Consider the following 19,088-nt stretch of genomic DNA (forward strand, 5'->3'; position numbering starts at 1 on the left):
GCCCAGAGACTTCTTTAGATTTCTTCGACTGGCTCGATGCTTGCCTTACTTGATTTGCTCGGCGGCTGATTCGAGGATTGAATCTCAAGCTGCACCTTGCCATCCTGATCAATATCCACCACCACTGAACCACCATGGGCTAAGCGCCCAAAGAGTAATTCGTCGGCCAAGGCTTTACGCACTGTATCCTGAATAATTCGCTGCATGGGTCGCGCACCCATAAGCGGATCAAAGCCATGCTTGGCCAAATAGGAACGTAAGGCGGGGCTAAAGACCGCATCGACTTTTTTCTCATGCAATTGTTCTTCAAGCTGCATGAGGAACTTATCCACCACACGCATAATGATGGACTCATCCAAAGCCTTAAAGGACACGATCGCATCTAAGCGGTTTCTAAACTCCGGGGTGAAGAACTTCTTGATGTCTGCCATTTCATCACCCTGCTCACGCGCATTGGTAAAGCCCATGGTCGACTTTTGCATCGCTTCTGCACCCGCATTGGTGGTCATAATGATGATGACATTACGAAAATCTGTCTTCCGTCCGTTGTTATCGGTTAAGGTGCCGTGATCCATCACTTGTAAAAGGATATTGAAAATGTCTGGATGCGCCTTCTCAATTTCATCGAGCAACAAAACGCAATGCGGTTTCTTTGAGACGGCTTCGGTTAGCAATCCACCTTGATCAAAACCAACATAGCCAGGAGGCGCTCCAATCAAACGGCTTACCGCATGGCGCTCCATGTATTCCGACATATCAAAACGGAGTAGCTCAATGCCCATGATGAAGGCTAACTGCTTCGCAACCTCGGTCTTACCGACTCCGGTGGGACCTGAAAATAGGAAGGAGCCGATTGGCCGATCAACCTTACCCAAGCCAGCACGAGTCATCTTAATGGCGCTAGCAAGCGCCTCAATTGCCGGGTCTTGACCGAAGACGACGCTCTTAATATCGCGATCCAAGGTCTGTAGCTTGCTGCGATCATCCACCGATACCGATTGCGGTGGGATGCGTGCAATCTTCGCCACAATTTCTTCAATCTCTTGGCGATTAATGGTTTTCTTCTGCTTTGATTTGGGGAGGATGCGCTGAGCAGCGCCTGCCTCATCAATCACATCAATCGCCTTATCGGGTAAATGGCGATCATTAATGTATCGCGATGACAATTCAGCAGCGGCTACAAGTGCAGCAGCTGCATACTTGACACCATGGTGCTCCTCAAAGCGTGACTTCAAGCCACGCAGAATTTGCACGGTTTGATCCACGGTCGGCTCTACCACGTCGACTTTTTGGAAGCGCCGCGATAGGGCTGCATCCTTTTCGAAGATGCCACGGTACTCAGTAAAGGTGGTTGCCCCAATACACTTAAGCGTTCCACTCGATAGTGCTGGCTTTAACAGATTGCTCGCATCCAAGGTTCCGCCAGAGGCAGCACCGGCACCAATCAAGGTATGAATCTCATCGATAAAGAGGATGCCATGGGGATTATCTTTTAAGGACTTCAGGACACTTTTGAGTCGCTGCTCAAAATCACCGCGGTATTTTGTCCCCGCCAGTAATGCGCCCATATCCAAGGAGTAAACCGTCGCATTTGCCAAAATCTCTGGAACCTCCCCCTTTGTGATTCTCCAGGCCAGGCCCTCCGCGATCGCGGTCTTACCAACACCAGCCTCACCCACCAAAAGAGGATTGTTTTTACGTCGCCGACATAAAACCTGAATGACTCGCTCGACCTCGCCCTCACGACCAATTAATGGATCGATCTTGCCCTGACGCGCCATCGTGTTCAGGTTTTGGGTAAATTGATCAAGCGGACTTTCTTTGCCGCTGCTTGCAGCCTCATCAGTATCAGGGCTCGCCTCAGCTGCTTTTGCGGGTTCCGTGTTGTCTTTACGAACACCGTGACTGATAAAGTTCACCACGTCCAAGCGGGTTACCCCTTGCTGTTGCAAGAAATACACTGCATGCGAATCCTTCTCACCAAAGATAGCCACTAATACATTAGCACCAGTCACCTCTTTTTTGCCATTTGAGGTCGACTGTACATGCATGATGGCACGCTGAATCACCCTCTGGAATCCAAGCGTTGGCTGAGTATCGACCTCTTCCGTTCCAGGAACCACCGGGGTGTTGTCATTAATAAAGTTTTTCAGCTGGGAACGCAACTCTGCAATATTGACCGCACAGGCCTTCAGAACCTCGACCGAGGTGGCGTTATCCAATAATGCGGATAGCAAGTGCTCAACCGTAATGAACTCGTGGCGCGCTGCGCGAGCGTCCACAAAAGCCATATGCAAACTTACTTCCAGTTCTTGAGCAATCATGCTTCCTCCATAGTGCACTGCAATGGGTGACCCGCTTCACGGGAACGTTCTATGACTTGATGGACCTTGGTCGAGGCCACATCGCGGGTATAGATACCGCAGACGCCTTTTCCTGCCAGATGCACTTGCAACATGATGCGAGTTGCTGTCTCTTGATCTTTATTAAAGTATTCCTGAATCACCATCACCACAAATTCCATCGGTGTGTAGTCGTCGTTTAACAACATCACTTTGTACATGGCCGGCACCTTGACCTTTTCGGCCTGCCGTTCCAACAAAACCGTGTCTTCCTTAAATGGGGTGACTGGGCTTCCTCCGGGGGGCGTTTTGGAATTACGACTCATGAGAAACATTCTAACCACACCACAAAACTCTGCAATAAATCCACGCAAATCAAGTTTTCATCTGACGAAAACCTTTCAAAATCAAGGCATATTTGTCATATTGGGGCGTTTTTATGAAAAAAAAGGGTTTTTCCTAGTGATATTGAGTCATATTTCCTTGACACCCCCTCAAAAAGGGCAAACAATCAATCCTGTGGTGTTTTTCTCGTTTGAGATTTACCTGCATTAGGCGTGTTGCGGAGTAAGACTGATCAAAAGGTATTTCCCCTCTTCACGGTTGTCTTTAGATTTTTGTAATGGAGTTCGCATGGCGACCGGAGTTGTTAAGTGGTTTAATGATGCAAAAGGTTTCGGTTTTATCAAACCGGATGACGGAGAAGAAGAGTTGTTTGCACACTTTAGTGCAATCACGATGAGCGGCTTTAAAACCCTCAAAGAAGGTCAAAAAGTAACGTTTGACATTACTCAAGGCCCAAAAGGTAAACAGGCAACCAATATTCAAGCTGCCTGATCACTAGCTGATCCCAAGTAAAAACCCCAGGCTTCAACCTGGGGTTTTTCTTTTGGGATTCTTACGAATCACATATTGTCAATCATCACTTGACCAAATCCCGAGCACGAAACTTGGGTCGACCCTGGTAATAAACGTGCAAAGTCATAGGTGACCTTCTTCGAAAGAATCGCTTTTTCCATCGAGGAAATGATGAGATCAGCAGCTTCGGTCCAGCCCAAATGACGCAGCATCATCTCAGCAGATAAGATCTCAGAGCCAGGATTGACGTAATCTTTGCCAGCATATTTGGGGGCGGTACCGTGAGTGGCCTCAAACATTGCAATGCTGTCAGACATATTGGCGCCTGGCGCAATACCAATTCCGCCAACTTGGGCAGCGAGGGCGTCCGAGATGTAGTCGCCATTGAGGTTCAAGGTTGCAATCACACTGTACTCATTGGGGCGCAATAAGATCTGCTGCAAGAAGGCATCGGCAATCACATCCTTAACAATGATGTCTTTACCGGTTTTTGGGTTCTTAAACTTACACCATGGGCCACCATCAACCAGTTGCGCTCCAAATTCTTTCATAGCTAACTCATAGCCCCAATCACGAAAACCCCCTTCAGTAAATTTCATGATGTTGCCCTTGTGAACCAAGGTGACAGAAGGCTTGTCATTATCGATTGCGTACTGGAGGGCTTTGCGCACCAAACGCTGTGTACCCTCGCGTGATACGGGCTTGATACCAATGCTTGAAGACTCTGGAAAACGAATCTTTTTCACGCCCATTTCTTTAATCAAGAAATCAACCATCTTTTTAGCGCCTTCAGTACCGGCTTCCCACTCAATACCCGCATAAATATCTTCAGAATTCTCGCGGAAGATCACCATATCGGTCTTCTCGGGCTCGCGCACTGGAGAGGGCACCCCTTTGAAATATCGCACTGGACGCAAGCAAACATACAAATCAAGTGATTGACGTAAGGCAACATTCAAAGAACGAATACCGCCGCCAACGGGGGTGGTAAGCGGTCCCTTAATGGATACAACGTATTCTTTAACCGCGTCGAGGGTCTCATCAGGCATCCAAACATCCGGACCATAAACCTTAGTAGATTTTTCTCCAGCATAGACCTCCATCCAGGAAATCTTACGCTTGCCGCCATAAGCCTTCTCAACTGCGGCGTCGACCACCTTAATCATCACCGGAGTGATGTCCATCCCAGTGCCATCCCCCTCGATAAACGGAATAATGGGGTTATTAGGAACATTGATTGAAAAATCTGGATTAACCGTAATTTTTTCACCAGCTGGGACTTTAATGTGCTTATACATAATGCTTTTCTCCGTTTAACGAATATGGTATTTTCGCATGAGGCAAAACTGCCTATTCCTGAAAATGCACTATTTTAATTCCCCTGGCCCTATGATCCGCAAATACTTGACCATTCTGGCGGCTTGTTTTTTCTTCATCCCCACAGAAAATGCCGTTGCCCAAGGCTCCTCCCTGCCAATCATTGAGCTCAAGGCCGGAATGCACCGAATTGAGGCCGAACTCGCTGACACTCCAGCAGCACGACAAACTGGCTTGATGTACCGAACATTTATGCCCACCAATGCTGGGATGCTCTTTGTTTTTCCAGAAAAGGCCATTCATTGCTTTTGGATGCGTAATACGAAGTTGCCACTAACCATCGCGTTTATTGATGATGATGGCAAGATTGTGAATCTTTCCGATATGGAGCCCGAAACCCAGAATAACCATTGCCCCCGGGCGCCGGTTCGGTTCGCTCTCGAAATGAATCAGAAATGGTTTGCGCAACGGGCTCTTGGGCCCGGCACGGTGATTACAGGCCTACCAAAACGCTAGCAACTAACCAAAGTGGCACACGTAATGCACCGGTTGCTCAGCACGAATCACAAAATATCCACCAGCCTCAACCGTCCATGATTGTCCAGCAGCAAAGGCCTGTTCGGTCTGACCATTGATGCTGACATATGCGGTGCCTTCAATGACTTCCATCACCTCTTTGGTGCTTAGGTCAAAACGTAAGGTACTGGGCAAAATCACCCCAACTGATTTGCGGACACCATTGGGTAGTGTGACTGTATGAGATACACACTTCCCATCAAAATAAACATTTGCCTTTTTGCCAACTGAAACGCCATCGAACTGCATATCAACTCTTTCCTAGTTTGGTAATTATTTTGTGCGTTTGCGTTTTGCGATTTCAGCAATCCGCATCCGCAATGCATTGAGTTTAATAAAACCGCCAGCATCAGCTTGGTTATATGCGCCGCCATCATCATCAAAGGTTGCAATGGTTTGATCAAACAAAGTATTGGCTGAATCACGTGCCAACACAGAGACCGAGCCTTTGTATAACTTGAGGCGCACAACCCCATTCACAGTTTTCTGAGTATGGTCAATTAAGGTCTGTAATGCCAGACGCTCGGGCGACCACCAATAGCCGTTATAGATCAAGGCTGCATAACGCGGCATTAGGTCATCTTTCAGATGAGCGACTTCACGATCTAAGGTAATACTTTCAATCGCACGATGCGCTTTGAGCAAAATAGTTCCACCAGGGGTCTCATAGCAACCCCGGCTCTTCATCCCGACGAAACGATTCTCGACCAGATCCAATCGGCCAATGCCATGCGCACCGCCCAGTCGATTTAACTCGGCGAGTAATTCATGAGGCTTTAAAGACTTTCCATTGATCGCGACTGGGTCACCTTGCTTAAATTCGATTTCAATCACCTGCGCTTGATCGGGGGCCTTCTCTGGGGAAACGGTCCAGCGCCACATCGCCTCTTCTGCTTCTGCGTTTGGATCCTCGAGATGCCGTCCCTCAAAACTAATGTGTAACAAATTGGCATCCATGGAATAAGGAGCGCCCCCTTGCTTATGCTTCATTTCCACAGGAATACCATGTTTTTCTGCATAGGCCAAAAGTTTTTCCCTAGAAAGTAAATCCCACTCACGCCAGGGAGCGATCACCTTAATGCCAGGTTCAAGCGCGTAATAACCAAGTTCAAACCGCACTTGATCGTTCCCTTTGCCGGTAGCGCCGTGGGATACCGCATCTGCGCCTACTTGACGGGCGATCTCAATTTGACGTTTTGCAATTAGGGGGCGAGCGATCGACGTTCCCAGTAAATATTCGCCCTCGTAAATCGTGTTTGCCCGAAACATTGGAAACACAAAGTCACGCACAAACTCTTCACGCAGATCATCAATAAAGATGTGCTCGGGCTTAATGCCGAATTTGAGCGCCTTAGCACGTGCAGGTTCGAGTTCCTCACCTTGGCCCAAGTCAGCGGTGAAGGTTACGATCTCGCAGCCATAAGTATCTTGAAGCCATTTCAGAATTACGCTGGTATCAAGGCCGCCAGAATAGGCCAGTACGGCTTTTTTAATTTCGGACATAGTGTTTTTACGATCTCAATAAGTTAAGCAATCACTGCAGTGATGAGGTTTGATTTTATAAGCGCCCGCAGAGCAAAAACTCCATTAATGCCTTTTGGACATGCAGCCGGTTTTCAGCCTCCTCCCAAACAACACTCTGGGGGCCATCAATCACTCCAGCACTAACCTCCTCGCCACGATGTGCAGGCAAACAATGCATAAAGAGTGCGTCGGGATGAGCCAATGCCATTAACTGCTCGGTCACCATCCAGTTCTTGAATGCCGCCATCCGCGTTGCGTTCTCAGCCTCATATCCCATGCTGGTCCACACATCAGTACTGACCAAATCAGCGCCCTTACACGCATCCTTTGGATCTGCGCAGACGACGAGATGGTTAAAGGCAGATGGTTGGAGGCGGGAGCGCTCCAACTGATATCCCTCGGGGGCAGAGAAGCGGAACTCAAAATCCAGTTTCTCAGCCGCCTGAATCCAGGTATACGCCATATTGTTCGCATCACCAACCCATGCAACCGTTTTCCCCTGAATCGGTCCGCGTGCCTCGACATAGGTAAATACATCGGCTAATACTTGGCAAGGATGATATTGATTGGTCAAACCATTCATGACAGGAACGCGCGAGTTGGCAGCAAAGCGCTCAATCGTCTCTTGCTCAAAGGTCCGAATCATGATGATGTCAGTCATCCGCGAGATGACTTGCGCAGCATCCTCAATCGGCTCGCCCCGTCCTAATTGGGTATCGCGCGTATTCATGTAAACCGCATGCCCACCCAACTGATGAACGCCCGCCTCAAAAGAAAGGCGAGTGCGGGTCGAATGTTTTTCGAAGATCATGGCTAGCGTGCGATCGTGCAATGGATGCCAGGTCTCGTAGCGCTTAAACCGCTCCTTTAACCAAGCGGCGCGGCTAAATAAGTACTCATACTCATCACGACTAAAGTCCGAAAATTGCAGGTAATGCCTGAGTTGGCCAGGAGATTGTGGCTTCGCCAGAGATTGGCCATTACCCAACTCTGCAAACTGAGCACTTGATGCGATCGAAGTGTTATGCGGCTTATTTTGCAAAAGAACGCTCCACTAAACAAAAACCCGCTCAACAGGAGAGCGGGTCAGAAAATCAGTACTTCCTTAGGCCCGCAACAGGCCTAAAAATTAGGCCATTGCTTTAATCGCAGCAGATAGTCGGGACTTCTGGCGAGCAGCAGTATTTTTATGGGCAATCTTTTTATCGGTAATCTTATCGATGGTCGATTGCGCAGCGACAAATACTTTCTTTGCAGCATCTTTATCGCCAGCTTCAATTGCTTTGCGAACTGCCTTAATGGACGTGCGAAGTTTGGAACGCAAACTAGAATTGTGAGCATTGAGCTTCACGGATTGACGAGCGCGCTTGCGAGCTTGTGCGGTATTAGCCATTCAATTAACCTATCTAAACAAATAATTAGAATGAAATCAGTCCCTTAAAGAAAATGGGGCAAAATTCATCTGCGTTACATGAGATCAAATATTCAATCTCGAAAACCTGACATTCTACCTTAAAGACCCCAAAATGCCCACCCCCTCCCCCAAATCAGGGAAAATCAGGTCATGAACCTCCTCTCCGCCGCAGCGAAGGTAAGCTCCCTGACCATGGTTTCCCGCATTACGGGATTGGTTCGGGAAACCTTGATCGCTAGAAGCTTTGGCGCTTCGGAGTGGACCGATGCCTTTAATGTGGCCTTCAGACTCCCCAATCTATTGCGTCGGCTCTTCGCAGAGGGGGCTTTCTCCCAGGCTTTTGTACCAATCCTGGGTGAAATCTCCAATCGGGGAGAAAAAAATCAGACCCGAGCGCTCATCGACGCGATTGCCACTATTCTGTTTTGGGCCCTCAGTCTCACAGTCATGATTGGGGTCGTCGCGGCACCAATCCTGGTTTTTATTATTGCAGCGGGCCTCAAGGATGGGGCTGCCTTTGAGACCACCGTCTTTATGACACGGGTCATGTTTCCCTACATTGGCCTTATTTCCATGGTTTCCTTGTCAGCGGGCATCCTCAATACCTTTGGGCGCTTTGCGGTGCCCGCCTTCACCCCTGTACTCCTCAATCTTTCCTTAATCGGTGGCGCCCTTTTTATTGCGCCAACCTTAGAGCAACCGATTTACGCCTTAAGCATCGGGGTCATAATCGGTGGTGTCTTGCAGCTGGCGATTCAGATTCCGGCCTTGATGCGACTCGGATTATTGCCTCGCATTGGCCTGCTCCCCAGAAAAATCAAATCCGCCTGGCAAAATCCAGATGCCCGCCGTGTCCTAAAACTCATGGTACCGGCTGTATTTGCAGTCTCCGTTGCGCAAATTTCCCTCATCATCAATACCAATATTGCCTCGCATTTGCAAACCGGTAGCGTCTCTTGGCTCTCGTATGCGGATCGCCTAATGGAGTTTCCGACCGCTCTGCTGGGGGTTGCACTTGGAACTGTTTTATTACCAAGCCTTAGCAAAGCAAATGCCGCTCAAGATACTGCGCAGGCTGGAGAGTTGTTGATTTGGGGATTGCGCCTCACCTTTTTACTGGCAGCGCCCTGCGCGATCGCCTTATTTCTGTTTGGTACCCCAATCTCAGCGGTTTTGTACCACTACGGGCAATTTAATGCCATGGATGTGGAAATGACCCGGCAAGCACTGGCTGCCTATGGTGTAGGTCTGATTGGTCTCATTTTGGTCAAGATCTTAGCCCCAGGGTTTTACTCACGTCAGGATATCCGTACCCCCGTCAAAATTGCATTGGTGGTCTTAGTCTTTACACAGCTCGCCAATATCGGGCTCGTGCCACTGTTTGCCCATGCTGGCCTTGCTCTATCCGTTGGTCTTGGGGCGTGTTTAAACGCAGCCCTGTTGTGGCTAGGGCTACGTCGACGTGGGGCCCTTCCAAGCGCGGTTGGCTGGTTCAAATATTTCGGTCAACTGCTTGTTGGACTATTGCCACTGAGCATGGTGCTTTTTTATGGTGCACAGGCACACGATTGGCTCGCTTTACAAGTCAACCCCTTGATTCGCATTGGTCTTCTTGGTCTTTGGTTGGGTGCAGCAGCAATCATTTACTTTGCCAGCCTGTGGATCGTCGGTTTACGCTGGCAAAATTTTCTGCGTCATGCAAAATAGGAAATATGCCAACTCAACAACTTGACTACTTTGCCACCTTGGTTGCTGAGGACGAGCATTTTCCCCTCACGGAGGCATGCATTGCAGTAGCCCAACATGCATTTCCTGATTTAGATGTCCAACATACCCTCGATGAGATTGATCAGCTAGGCGATCGACTCAAAAAACGAATCTCCGCCGATGCTTCTGCGGTGCAGCGACTCCAACAGCTCAAACATTTCTTTTATACCGAACTTGGATTTGGGCCCAATCCCAATGATTTTTATGCCCCCGAGAACTCTTATCTGCATCATGTTTTACAAAGTCGTCGGGGCATTCCAATTTCATTGGCGATCTTAATGATGGAGCTTGGCAATCAGATTGGATTAAAAATCCGTGGGGTGTCCTTTCCCAATCACTTTATGCTGCGCGTTTCCTTACCCCAAGGCGAGATCATTATGGATCCGCTGACTGGTGCATCCCTATCGAAGCACGAACTTCAAGAGATGCTCGATCCGTATTTGGAGGCAAAGGGTTATGTTGGCGAGTTACAACTCCCACTGAACGTATTTTTGCGAGTCTCCAGCTGCCGCGAGATCATCTCGCGTTTCTTGCGCAACCTCAAACTCATTTATACCGAACATGAGCGTTGGGAGCGCTTGTTGGGGGTTCAACAGCGACTTGTGATCCTCTTGCCTGATGCCGTGGAAGAGATTCGGGATCGCGGCCTAATCTATGCGCAATTGGAGTATCTGCGCCCTGCCATCGACGATATGCAGCAATACCTCACCGAAGTTCCTAACGCTTCAGATGCCGATGAAATCCGGGAGCATATTGCCACGCTTGAGCATCAAGTGCGTCAACATTAATTTCAACAGAGCGGATGTCGGCCAAGGTTTTATCGATTGTGGGCCCTACCGGGGTCGGCAAAAGCAATTTAGCGCTTGAGTTAGCCAGGCAATGCCGCCAACAGCATCTGAATATCGAGATCATCAGCATGGACTCCGCCCTAGTTTATCGTGGGATGGATATCGGGACAGCAAAGCCCACTGCTGCTGAACAAGCTGAGGTTACGCATCATCTGATTGATATTCGTGATCCGAGCGAGAGTTATTCAGCGGCTCATTTTGCTAGCGATGCAAAACAATTAATTGAAGAGATTCAGGCGCGGGGACATATTCCACTCATTGTGGGGGGAACCATGCTGTACTGGCGAGCCTGGGTCTATGGGTTCTCCAAATTACCCCCTGCCGATCCACAAACCCGCAAACAGCTCGATGATGAGGCTGCCTTACTGGGTTGGCCCGGCATGCATGCCAAGCTTGCTCAAATTGACCCAGTCACTGCAAGTCGACTACAGCCTAACGATAGCCAACGAATTCAGCGAGCGCTCGAGGTCTATGCATTAACGGGCCAACCCATATCTCAGTTGTTTGAAGAGTCACCAAGCGCTACTGGGCGTGATTCAGAGCTCTCCGAGCATGCCGTTGAAGTTATTTCTTTAGAACCGAGTAACCGTCAATCTCTGCATACCCGTCTTGAAGAACGTTTTGATCAAATGCTTGAAAATAATTTCATGGACGAGGTGCGCTCTTTATTTGAGCGCGGCGACTTGCATACTAATTTGCCGGCGATTCGCTCGGTGGGCTATCGCCAGGTGTGGGAATACTTAGAGGGCAAGGTAGATTACTCGACGATGAAACAAAAAGCATACGCTGCCACACGACAGCTCAGTAAACGTCAGATGACTTGGCTAAGAGCGATGCAGCGGCATACGTTTGACCCATTGAACCCAGCAGAACTTCAAGCCGCAAAATCAATGGCGATGGTCACCCTCCAAAGATCCTTTAAATAAGAATCGTTTGTGGCGCTCCCTCTGGACGCTGAGCAATATCACCTAACAACCAAGCATTTAGGCCTTGCTGTTCAATACTAGCAATCACAGCTTTTGCTTCTTGCTGTTCAACGACAACCACCATCCCAATGCCGCAATTGAAGACACGCACCATCTCCGCATCAGCAACGCCGCCTTTCATTTGCAACCAACGAAACAGCGGTGGCAGGCTCCATGAATCACGACGCAGCACTGCTTGGGTATTCTCTGGTAACACCCGTGGGATGTTATCCACTAAACCGCCACCCGTAATATGCGCCAATCCCTTCAAGGGATGTTGCGACATCACATTTAAAAGTTGCTTAACGTAGATTTGAGTGGGTGCCATAACTAATTCTTGCAAGGTCTTACCCTCAATGGTCTCACTGGGTTTTGCGCCAGCTCGCTCAATAATCTTCCGAATTAAGGAATAGCCATTTGAATGCGCACCACTAGATGCAATTCCAATAACTGCGTCACCCGGCCGAATACTGGAGCCATCAATAATTTTCGATTTCTCAACCACGCCAACCGCAAAGCCTGCCAAATCGTATTCACCCGGCGGATACATGCCTGGCATCTCAGCAGTTTCACCCCCAATTAAGGCGCAGCCAGCCAACTCACACCCCTTGGCAATTCCGGCGATTACGGTGGCTGCTGTATCGACTGATAACTTACCGCATGCAAAGTAATCGAGAAAGAAAAGAGATTCGGCGCCTTGGACCAAAATGTCATTCACGCTCATCGCCACTAAATCCTGGCCAATCGTCTCATGGGCATTCCACTCAAAAGCGAGCTTTAATTTGGTGCCAACCCCATCGGTACCGGATACCAAAATGGGTTCTTTGTAGCGTTTGGGTACCTCAAATAAAGCCCCAAATCCTCCAATTCCCGCCAAAACACCATCGCGCATAGTCTTTTTTGCCAGTGGCTTAATACGATCAACTAGAGCGTCCCCAGCGTCAATGTCGACACCCGCGTCACGGTAAGACAAGCCTGGGCTTTTTGATGGATTAGTCATAAATGGGTCTTCAAAAAAGGGTAAATCCTGCAGATCAGTCATTTACATCGTTAGAATCTCTGAATTCTAGAGTATGAAGGCCCATGGCTGAAATTTTTACCCCTTTTCTATTTGCATTTATTTTGGCTTACATTCTGAGGCCCTTGGTTCTGCGTCTTCAAAATCTAGGACTTGGTAAAACCCTTGCCAGCAGCATCGGCATGCTTTTTGGGCTTGGTGTTTTTCTCATCATCCTGTTACTGCTGATTAATCTACTGCGCTATGAAATTCCTCTCATTAAGGCTCAGCTACCCATTTGGCTTCAAAGTCTGCAAACGTGGCTGGGGCCTAAATTACTCAGCCTGAATATTGAGATCGATTGGCTCGCTTTGCGAGATGCGATTACGCAAAAATTGACTGCTCATTTTTCTGCAAACGCCAACCAAATATTAAGTACGAGTTTTGAAACCATCTTAGCCTCTGGTAGCTCCGTACTTGGCGGCCTCGTCAATATTGTCTTGATTCTCTTCGTTCTTTTTTATCTGCTGATTGATTGGAAACACTTCTTTGAATTACTCAAGCAACTGCTTCCAATTCGCTATCAAGACACTGCGCTCAGGCTGGCACTAGAAACCGACTTATTGCTATCGCAATACCTGCGGGGGCAAATGCTCGTGATTTTGATCATGGCGGTTTTCTATAGCGCCGGATTGAGTTTGACAGGTATGCATGGAGCACTCGGTCTAGGCGTATTTACCGCCTTGGTGATTGTGATTCCTTATATTGGAATTGCGCTGGGTCTGATTCTGGCGATCCTATCGGTCATTTTGCAATTTGGGCTTGGACCTGAACTCGTGATTGTGCTGGTCGTATTTGGGATTGGCCAAGTGCTCGAAGGATTTTTCCTAACCCCCCGTTTAGTAGGCGAACGAATTGGGCTTCACCCAGTGGCGGTTTTATTTGCTTTACTAATCTTCGCTAAATTATTTGGATTTTTTGGAGTGTTACTTGCCCTACCAGCTAGCGCGGTTGTGTTGGTATTGATCCGCTTTGCATGGTCGCAATACGCCCAAAGTACCTGGTATCAAAAGTAATGGCCCCATCCGCACTGCCCCGTCAATTTGCGCTCGATATCAATCAAGCCCCTAAACCCTCATTGCACAATTTTTTACCGAATGGTAATGAGGCACTGATTGACGCACTCAACCAGTCCATCGCTCGTTGGAACTCTCCTGCTAAGACCGCTTCCCACTCGATTGAGGGACGCTGGTTTTATTGGTGGGGAAGCGCTGGCGCCGGATGCTCTCATCTTCTTAGCGCTATCGCAAACCAAGCGCAAACGCTTGGGATGGGATCGATTCGCCTGCTACCCAACGATCCGAGTACCTGGGTCGATGCCGAGCAAAAACTCTCTGCAGCGGTAAACCCTGCACCGATCATCATGACCGTTGATGATGTGGATCAGCTGGATACGCATCAACAAGCCAGCCTTTTTCGCTTACTCAATTTAGTACATGCCTCACCACACTCGTTTGTGTATCTATCTGGGCATGTGCCCCCTGCACAATTGACATTACGAGAAGACTTGCGTACCCGTCTTGGCTGGGGGCTGATCTTTGAAGTTCATCCGCTGTCTGATTCAGAGAAGATCGAGGCGCTATCTCGCGCTGCAAAAGAGCGGGGTTTGATCTTATCCAACGAGGTTTTGCCTTGGTTGATTCATCATTTCTATCGAGATATGCCGAGTTTGATGGCATTACTCGATGCACTCGATGCCTATTCTTTGGAGACCAAGCGCGCGATTACCCTACCCTTGGTTCGTGAACTCTTACAAATTTCTGGACACACCCCATGACTCGCATAGCTCTGTTTGATTTAGATCACACCCTCTTACCGTTTGACAGCGATTACGAGTGGGGGCAATTTCTGGTGCGCTTAGGCGTTGTTGATGGGGAGCAATATGCCAAAGCCAACGATCAGTTTTACGCCGATTACAAAATAGGTAAGCTTGATATTGATGCATTCTTACGTTTTGCCCTAAAACCCTTGGCTGACAACCCGCGTACGCAATTAGAGGGCTGGCATCGTGCATTTATGCAAGAGAAGATCGATGGACGTCTTCATCCACAAGCGATGAGGCTTGTCCAACAACATTTAGATGCGGGGGATTTGTGTTGTGTGGTGACCGCTACCAATAGTTTTGTCACTCGCCCGATTGTGAACGCCTTTGGAATTGAACATCTAGTTGCTACTGAACCGGCCACGGAGAATAATCAACCAGGGGCAAATTTCACAGGCGGTATTGTGGGAGTTCCGAGCTTTAAGGAAGGAAAAATTACTCGAGTTAATGATTGGTTAGCCGGTTTGGGATTACGCTTGGAATCCATCGAGCAAAGCTTCTTTTACTCCGACTCCATGAATGATTTGCCACTATTGGAAAGAGTAACCAATCCAGTAGCCACCAATCCAGATGTGCGCTTGCGCGCAGAAGCCGAGAAGCGAAATTGGCCGATCTTAGAACTATTCCATTAAATTGATCCTAGCTCATCCTCATGATCACTAAATTCATCGATCGCTTATTGCGTCGAGGCCCTCGCCCAAAGTCAGATCAATCTGGGGCCACCCTAGTAGCTCATAAGGTTTCAAAGAAAACCCATCGGATCGATCCTGCCTTACTTTCAAAAAATGCAGTCAAGGTCACTCATACCCTGCAACAAGCGGGCTATAAGGCCTATATCGTGGGTGGGGCAGTTCGCGATCTAGTTTTGGGGATCGCGCCTAAAGATTTCGATGTAGCAACCAATGCCACCCCCGAGCAAGTACAAAAATTATTTAGGCGCTCACGCTTGATTGGTCGTCGCTTTCAGATTGTCCATGTCACTTATTTTGGTAAAGAGCGCCCTGAAATTATCGAGGTCTCTACCTTTCGGGCAGTGCTAGAAAGTGTGGGTGAGCATATTGCCGAGAGTGGTCGTATTCTGCGTGATAACGTTTGGGGTACTCATGCCGAAGATGCTGCACGCCGTGACTTTACGATCAATGCAATGTATTACGACCCTAGCTCAGAAACAGTGCTCGATTATCACGGTGGCATGGAGGATATCCGCTCTAAAACGATTCGCATGATCGGCAACCCAGCAAAACGTTACCGTGAAGACCCAGTGCGTATGTTGCGAGCGATTCGCTTTGCCGCTAAGACAGGTTTTCAGATTGAGCCCAAGACCCTTGCACCGATTCATGAGCTTGGCCAATTAATCCATGACGTTCCAAGCGCTCGCCTATTCGATGAGATTTTGAAGTTACTCATGTCAGGTCATGCTTGGGCCGGAATCCAGGCATTGCGTCACGCCAACTTGCATCATGGGCTTCTACCATTTATGGATCGTGCACTCGAAGATGCGCAAGCCGCCCAATTTATTGAACAGACGCTGCGCAATACCGATGAACGGATTCAAATGGGCAAATCGGTTTCCCCTGGCTTTCTGTTTGCAGCCCTACTTTGGCCCGATCTAGAGAAGGAGTGGCAAGTACTCCGAAATACTGGGATGCCACCCGTTGCAGCACTCCATGCTGCAATTGATGCCGTTGTTGCCCCCTCACATACCGGCATCACCATTCAGCGTCGCCATGAGGGTGATATGCGGGATATCTGGACCATGCAACCGCGTTTTGAAAAGCGAGTGGGGCGCTACCCCGAGCGACTGCTGGAGGTTCCGCGCTTTCGGGCTGGCTACGACTTCATGCTCCTACGCGGCCAAACAGGGTATTGCAAACCCGGTCTTGGGCAATGGTGGACAGACTTTTATCATGCGGATTTACCCGAACGTGAAGCCTTGCTGGCAAGTGCCAAGCTAGAGGATTTGGCTTCTGGCAAAACCCCATCAAACCCAAATAGAAACAGGCGCCGTAGGCCAAAAAAGCCAAAACAAAACCCTGATGCCCATGCCGATTCTGGGCCAAATGACGCCAAGCAAACTTAATTGATTTTCAGTAAAGTAAGCGCATATTCTTAGTAGGGAAATCATGGCGCAGGCCTTTATTGGATTTGGTGGAAATATTGGTGATGCTCGGCAGAGCATCACCGATGCGATTGTCTGCCTGGCTCAGCATATTCAAATCCAGATCGTGAACAAAAGCTGCTTTTATCAAAGCGCGCCTGTCAATGCTGTAGGTGGTGACTACATCAATGCGGTTGTTGAGATTGATACTGAACTCAATCCCTATGGACTTTTGTATGTTTGCCAATCAATCGAGCATCAGTTTGGTCGCGAACGTCCTTATGCCAATGCACCCCGCACCCTTGATCTTGATATTTTGTTTTATGAAGGTATTGAGCAAAACCATTCTGAGCTCACCATTCCGCATCCACGCATTGCCGAACGCTCATTTGTGATTCTTCCTTTACTTGAAATCTGCCCCGATTTTTTCTTACCCAACCACGGCCCCTTAAAAAATCTTTTGCCGAATATTGCGCACCAACGCATCACCCGCATCACTTGCAAACACTGCGATTGCGACCAACAGTTGCATTAGGCTTAAAATCGGCTTATGAGTTATTTACAAGGCGATAAGCCAATCACGATCACGAAGTTATTGGCCATGCATGCCGATGGCGAGAAAATTGCGGTTCTAACCGCATACGATTCCACCATGAGCGCCCTTCTCAATCGCTGTGGAATTGAAGTGATTTTGATTGGAGACTCGCTTGGTAATGTAATCCAAGGTCATAGCAGCACTACCCCGGTTACCGTTGAGGAAATGGCCTATCACACGCAATGCGTTGCCCGGGCTAATCACCATGCATTCTTAATTGCCGATCTACCATTTGCGAGTTATGGAGACCCAGTGCAAGCACTGGAATCAGCCGCAGAGCTGATGCGCGCAGGGGCAGACATGGTCAAGCTTGAAGGTGGAAGTTGGCAGGTCGATATCATTCAATTTTTAGTCGAGCGCAGTGTTCCGGTTTGTGCTCACTTGGGGCTTTTGCCTCAGTCTGTTCACTTGCTTGGTGGTTATAAAGTCCAAGGCAAGTCAAAAGATGCCAGCGCTCTGATGTTTGAACAAGCGCACGCCTGCCAAGCCGCAGGCGCTCAAATGCTTGTCTTAGAGGCAATCCCATCAGCGCTCGGAGAAAAAATTACTCAATCACTTCATATTCCGACGATTGGGATTGGAGCAGGGCCAAATTGTTCCGGACAAGTTTTAGTACTGCCGGATTTACTCGGAATTAGCCCCGGCAAAGCGCCGAAGTTTGTGAAAGACTTTATGGCTGGTAGTAGCTCGATTGAGGCAGCAATTAAAGCCTATGTTCGTGAAGTCAAGTCCGGAAAATTTCCTGGACCTGAGCACTGCTTTGCCTCTTAATTAAAAAAACTCTTCATGCGATCAAACCAACCCTCTTGTTGAGGACTGTGTTTTTTACCACCGCTTCGAAGTGACTCATCAAATTGAGAGAGCAATGCTTTTTGTTCCTCGGATAACTTCACCGGGGTCTCAAGCAGGACATGCACATACAAATCGCCCAATAGGGAAGAACGCAGCTGCTTAATTCCTTTGCCGCGCAAACGGAAGGTTTTGCCGGTTTGAGTTCCCTCGGGAATCGTTAGCTCAACTCTGCCGCCAAGCGTAGGAACTTCAATATCACCACCCAAGGTGGCGGTCGCAAATGAAACAGGCATTTGAATATGCAAATCGCTGCCATCACGCTCAAATACGGGGTGCTCTTTGACATGCACTTCGACGTAGAGATCGCCCGAAGGTCCGCCGTTAATACCCGGCTCACCATTACCGACGGAGCGCACCCGCATACCATCATCAATGCCGGCTGGGATCTTAATTTCGAGAGTCTTTTGCTCTTTGATCTTGCCGCTGCCATGACAGGTCTTACAGGGCTTCGGTATGTATTGGCCCGTGCCACGACACTTAGGGCAGGTTTGTTGCATTGAGAAAAAGCCTTGAGCAATCCGGACTTGGCCGCGGCCATCACAAGTTGGGCATTCTTCAATCTTTGAGCCCGGCTCTGCACCAGAACCGCTACAGGTTTTGCAATTACTCCAGCTAGGCACTCGAATTTGCGTGGTGTAACCCTCAGCGGCTTGCTCGAGGGTAATCTCCATGTTATAGCGCAGGTCGGCACCCTTATAAACCTGAGGGCCAGAACTTCTTCCTTGACCAAAGATATCACCAAAGATATCGCCAAAGGCATCAGCAAAACCACCTGCAGCGCCCCCAAATCCACCCATACTTGGGTCAACGCCAGCATGGCCGTACTGATCGTATGCATTGCGCTTTTGGGGGTCCGCCAGTGTCTCGTAGGCTTCCTTGGCCTCTTTGAACTTTGCCTCGGCAGATGGATTATCAGGGTTGCGATCAGGATGGTATTTCATGGCTAATTTGCGATAAGCCTTTTTAAGCTCCTCATCGCTGGCATTTTTACCAACCCCTAGCACTTCATAAAAATCACGTTTACCAGTTGCCACAACCCATTCCTTATTCTTG

General features: G+C 48.7%; 20 protein-coding genes. 11 read left to right on the plus strand and 9 right to left on the minus strand.

Annotated features, from left to right (window positions below; genetic code table 11):
• Nucleotides 1-14 precede the first annotated feature (14 nt).
• Both clpA and clpS read right to left on the minus strand, forming a co-directional pair.
• Nucleotides 15-2,324, minus strand: a complete 2,310-nt coding sequence (gene clpA / locus QUE66_RS07490; protein WP_286223427.1) for an ATP-dependent Clp protease ATP-binding subunit ClpA — start codon at nucleotides 2,322-2,324, stop codon at nucleotides 15-17.
• Nucleotides 2,321-2,668 carry an ATP-dependent Clp protease adapter ClpS gene (clpS, locus tag QUE66_RS07495; RefSeq protein ID WP_458574682.1) on the minus strand — a complete coding sequence of 116 codons (348 nt, stop codon included), beginning with the start codon at nucleotides 2,666-2,668 and terminating at the stop codon, nucleotides 2,321-2,323. Before clpS ends, clpA begins: the two co-directional genes overlap by 4 nt.
• Nucleotides 2,669-2,975: 307 nt before the next feature.
• Here clpS and QUE66_RS07500 point away from each other — a divergent pair, with 307 nt between their 5' ends.
• Complete coding sequence (locus QUE66_RS07500) at nucleotides 2,976-3,179, plus strand: cold-shock protein (protein ID WP_108508961.1); 204 nt, start codon at nucleotides 2,976-2,978, stop codon at nucleotides 3,177-3,179.
• 68 nt (nucleotides 3,180-3,247) lie between these two features.
• Here QUE66_RS07500 and icd read toward each other — a convergent pair whose 3' ends face one another.
• Complete coding sequence (gene icd / locus QUE66_RS07505) at nucleotides 3,248-4,498, minus strand: NADP-dependent isocitrate dehydrogenase (protein WP_286223428.1); 1,251 nt, start codon at nucleotides 4,496-4,498, stop codon at nucleotides 3,248-3,250.
• A gap of 91 nt (nucleotides 4,499-4,589) precedes the next feature.
• Between icd and QUE66_RS07510 the strand changes: the two genes are divergently transcribed.
• Nucleotides 4,590-5,033 (plus strand): DUF192 domain-containing protein, encoded by a 444-nt coding sequence (locus QUE66_RS07510; RefSeq protein ID WP_286223429.1) that lies wholly within the window; start codon nucleotides 4,590-4,592, stop codon nucleotides 5,031-5,033.
• A gap of 3 nt (nucleotides 5,034-5,036) precedes the next feature.
• On the opposite strand, the gene ppnP is transcribed toward QUE66_RS07510, so the two are convergent.
• The 4 genes from ppnP to rpsT all read right to left on the minus strand — a co-directional run bounded on the left by ppnP (nucleotide 5,037) and on the right by rpsT (nucleotide 8,010).
• Entirely contained in the window at nucleotides 5,037-5,342 is a 306-nt protein-coding gene (ppnP, locus tag QUE66_RS07515) for a pyrimidine/purine nucleoside phosphorylase (protein ID WP_286223430.1), read from the minus strand.
• A gap of 24 nt (nucleotides 5,343-5,366) precedes the next feature.
• Entirely contained in the window at nucleotides 5,367-6,596 is a 1,230-nt protein-coding gene (locus QUE66_RS07520) for an argininosuccinate synthase (RefSeq protein WP_286223431.1), read from the minus strand.
• 55 nt (nucleotides 6,597-6,651) lie between these two features.
• Nucleotides 6,652-7,587 (minus strand): ornithine carbamoyltransferase, encoded by a 936-nt coding sequence (gene argF, locus QUE66_RS07525; protein WP_286224759.1) that lies wholly within the window; start codon nucleotides 7,585-7,587, stop codon nucleotides 6,652-6,654.
• Nucleotides 7,588-7,746: 159 nt separating this feature from the next.
• Nucleotides 7,747-8,010: a 30S ribosomal protein S20 gene (rpsT, locus tag QUE66_RS07530; protein WP_286223432.1), complete on the minus strand. Its 264-nt coding sequence runs from the start codon at nucleotides 8,008-8,010 to the stop codon at nucleotides 7,747-7,749.
• Between the two features lie 171 nt (nucleotides 8,011-8,181).
• Here rpsT and murJ point away from each other — a divergent pair, with 171 nt between their 5' ends.
• From murJ to miaA, 3 genes are read left to right on the plus strand one after another with little or no spacing between them, the layout of a single operon-like run.
• The gene (murJ, locus tag QUE66_RS07535) at nucleotides 8,182-9,738 is read left to right on the plus strand and encodes a murein biosynthesis integral membrane protein MurJ (RefSeq protein ID WP_286223433.1); all 1,557 of its coding nucleotides are present in this window, start codon (nucleotides 8,182-8,184) and stop codon (nucleotides 9,736-9,738) included.
• A gap of 5 nt (nucleotides 9,739-9,743) precedes the next feature.
• Nucleotides 9,744-10,586 (plus strand): SirB1 family protein, encoded by an 843-nt coding sequence (locus QUE66_RS07540; protein ID WP_286223434.1) that lies wholly within the window; start codon nucleotides 9,744-9,746, stop codon nucleotides 10,584-10,586.
• A 14-nt stretch (nucleotides 10,587-10,600) separates the two neighbouring features.
• The gene (gene miaA, locus QUE66_RS07545; protein ID WP_286223435.1) at nucleotides 10,601-11,572 is read left to right on the plus strand and encodes a tRNA (adenosine(37)-N6)-dimethylallyltransferase MiaA; all 972 of its coding nucleotides are present in this window, start codon (nucleotides 10,601-10,603) and stop codon (nucleotides 11,570-11,572) included.
• On the opposite strand, the gene purM is transcribed toward miaA, so the two are convergent.
• Nucleotides 11,565-12,611: a phosphoribosylformylglycinamidine cyclo-ligase gene (gene purM, locus QUE66_RS07550; protein ID WP_286223436.1), complete on the minus strand. Its 1,047-nt coding sequence runs from the start codon at nucleotides 12,609-12,611 to the stop codon at nucleotides 11,565-11,567. The two genes, miaA and purM, sit on opposite strands and share 8 nt — an antisense overlap.
• An 83-nt stretch (nucleotides 12,612-12,694) precedes the next feature.
• Here purM and QUE66_RS07555 point away from each other — a divergent pair, with 83 nt between their 5' ends.
• From QUE66_RS07555 to panB, 6 genes are read left to right on the plus strand one after another with little or no spacing between them, the layout of a single operon-like run.
• Complete coding sequence (locus tag QUE66_RS07555; RefSeq protein ID WP_286223437.1) at nucleotides 12,695-13,684, plus strand: AI-2E family transporter; 990 nt, start codon at nucleotides 12,695-12,697, stop codon at nucleotides 13,682-13,684.
• Entirely contained in the window at nucleotides 13,684-14,445 is a 762-nt protein-coding gene (hda, locus tag QUE66_RS07560) for a DnaA regulatory inactivator Hda (RefSeq protein WP_286223438.1), read from the plus strand. The genes QUE66_RS07555 and hda overlap by 1 nt, the downstream gene beginning before the upstream one ends.
• On the plus strand, nucleotides 14,442-15,122 hold the full coding sequence (locus QUE66_RS07565) for a histidinol-phosphatase (protein WP_286223439.1): 681 nt from the start codon (nucleotides 14,442-14,444) through the stop codon (nucleotides 15,120-15,122). Before hda ends, QUE66_RS07565 begins: the two co-directional genes overlap by 4 nt.
• A 20-nt stretch (nucleotides 15,123-15,142) precedes the next feature.
• Entirely contained in the window at nucleotides 15,143-16,570 is a 1,428-nt protein-coding gene (gene pcnB, locus QUE66_RS07570; protein ID WP_286223440.1) for a polynucleotide adenylyltransferase PcnB, read from the plus strand.
• A 43-nt stretch (nucleotides 16,571-16,613) separates the two neighbouring features.
• Nucleotides 16,614-17,123 (plus strand): 2-amino-4-hydroxy-6-hydroxymethyldihydropteridine diphosphokinase, encoded by a 510-nt coding sequence (folK, locus tag QUE66_RS07575; RefSeq protein ID WP_286223441.1) that lies wholly within the window; start codon nucleotides 16,614-16,616, stop codon nucleotides 17,121-17,123.
• Nucleotides 17,124-17,138: 15 nt separating this feature from the next.
• On the plus strand, nucleotides 17,139-17,954 hold the full coding sequence (gene panB / locus QUE66_RS07580) for a 3-methyl-2-oxobutanoate hydroxymethyltransferase (RefSeq protein WP_286223442.1): 816 nt from the start codon (nucleotides 17,139-17,141) through the stop codon (nucleotides 17,952-17,954).
• Here the strand turns inward: panB and dnaJ are convergent.
• Nucleotides 17,951-19,069 carry a molecular chaperone DnaJ gene (gene dnaJ / locus QUE66_RS07585; protein WP_286223443.1) on the minus strand — a complete coding sequence of 373 codons (1,119 nt, stop codon included), beginning with the start codon at nucleotides 19,067-19,069 and terminating at the stop codon, nucleotides 17,951-17,953. The two genes, panB and dnaJ, sit on opposite strands and share 4 nt — an antisense overlap.
• Nucleotides 19,070-19,088: the final 19 nt, after the last annotated feature.

Source organism: Polynucleobacter sp. HIN6, from assembly GCF_030297575.1.
GTDB lineage: Bacteria > Pseudomonadota > Gammaproteobacteria > Burkholderiales > Burkholderiaceae > Polynucleobacter.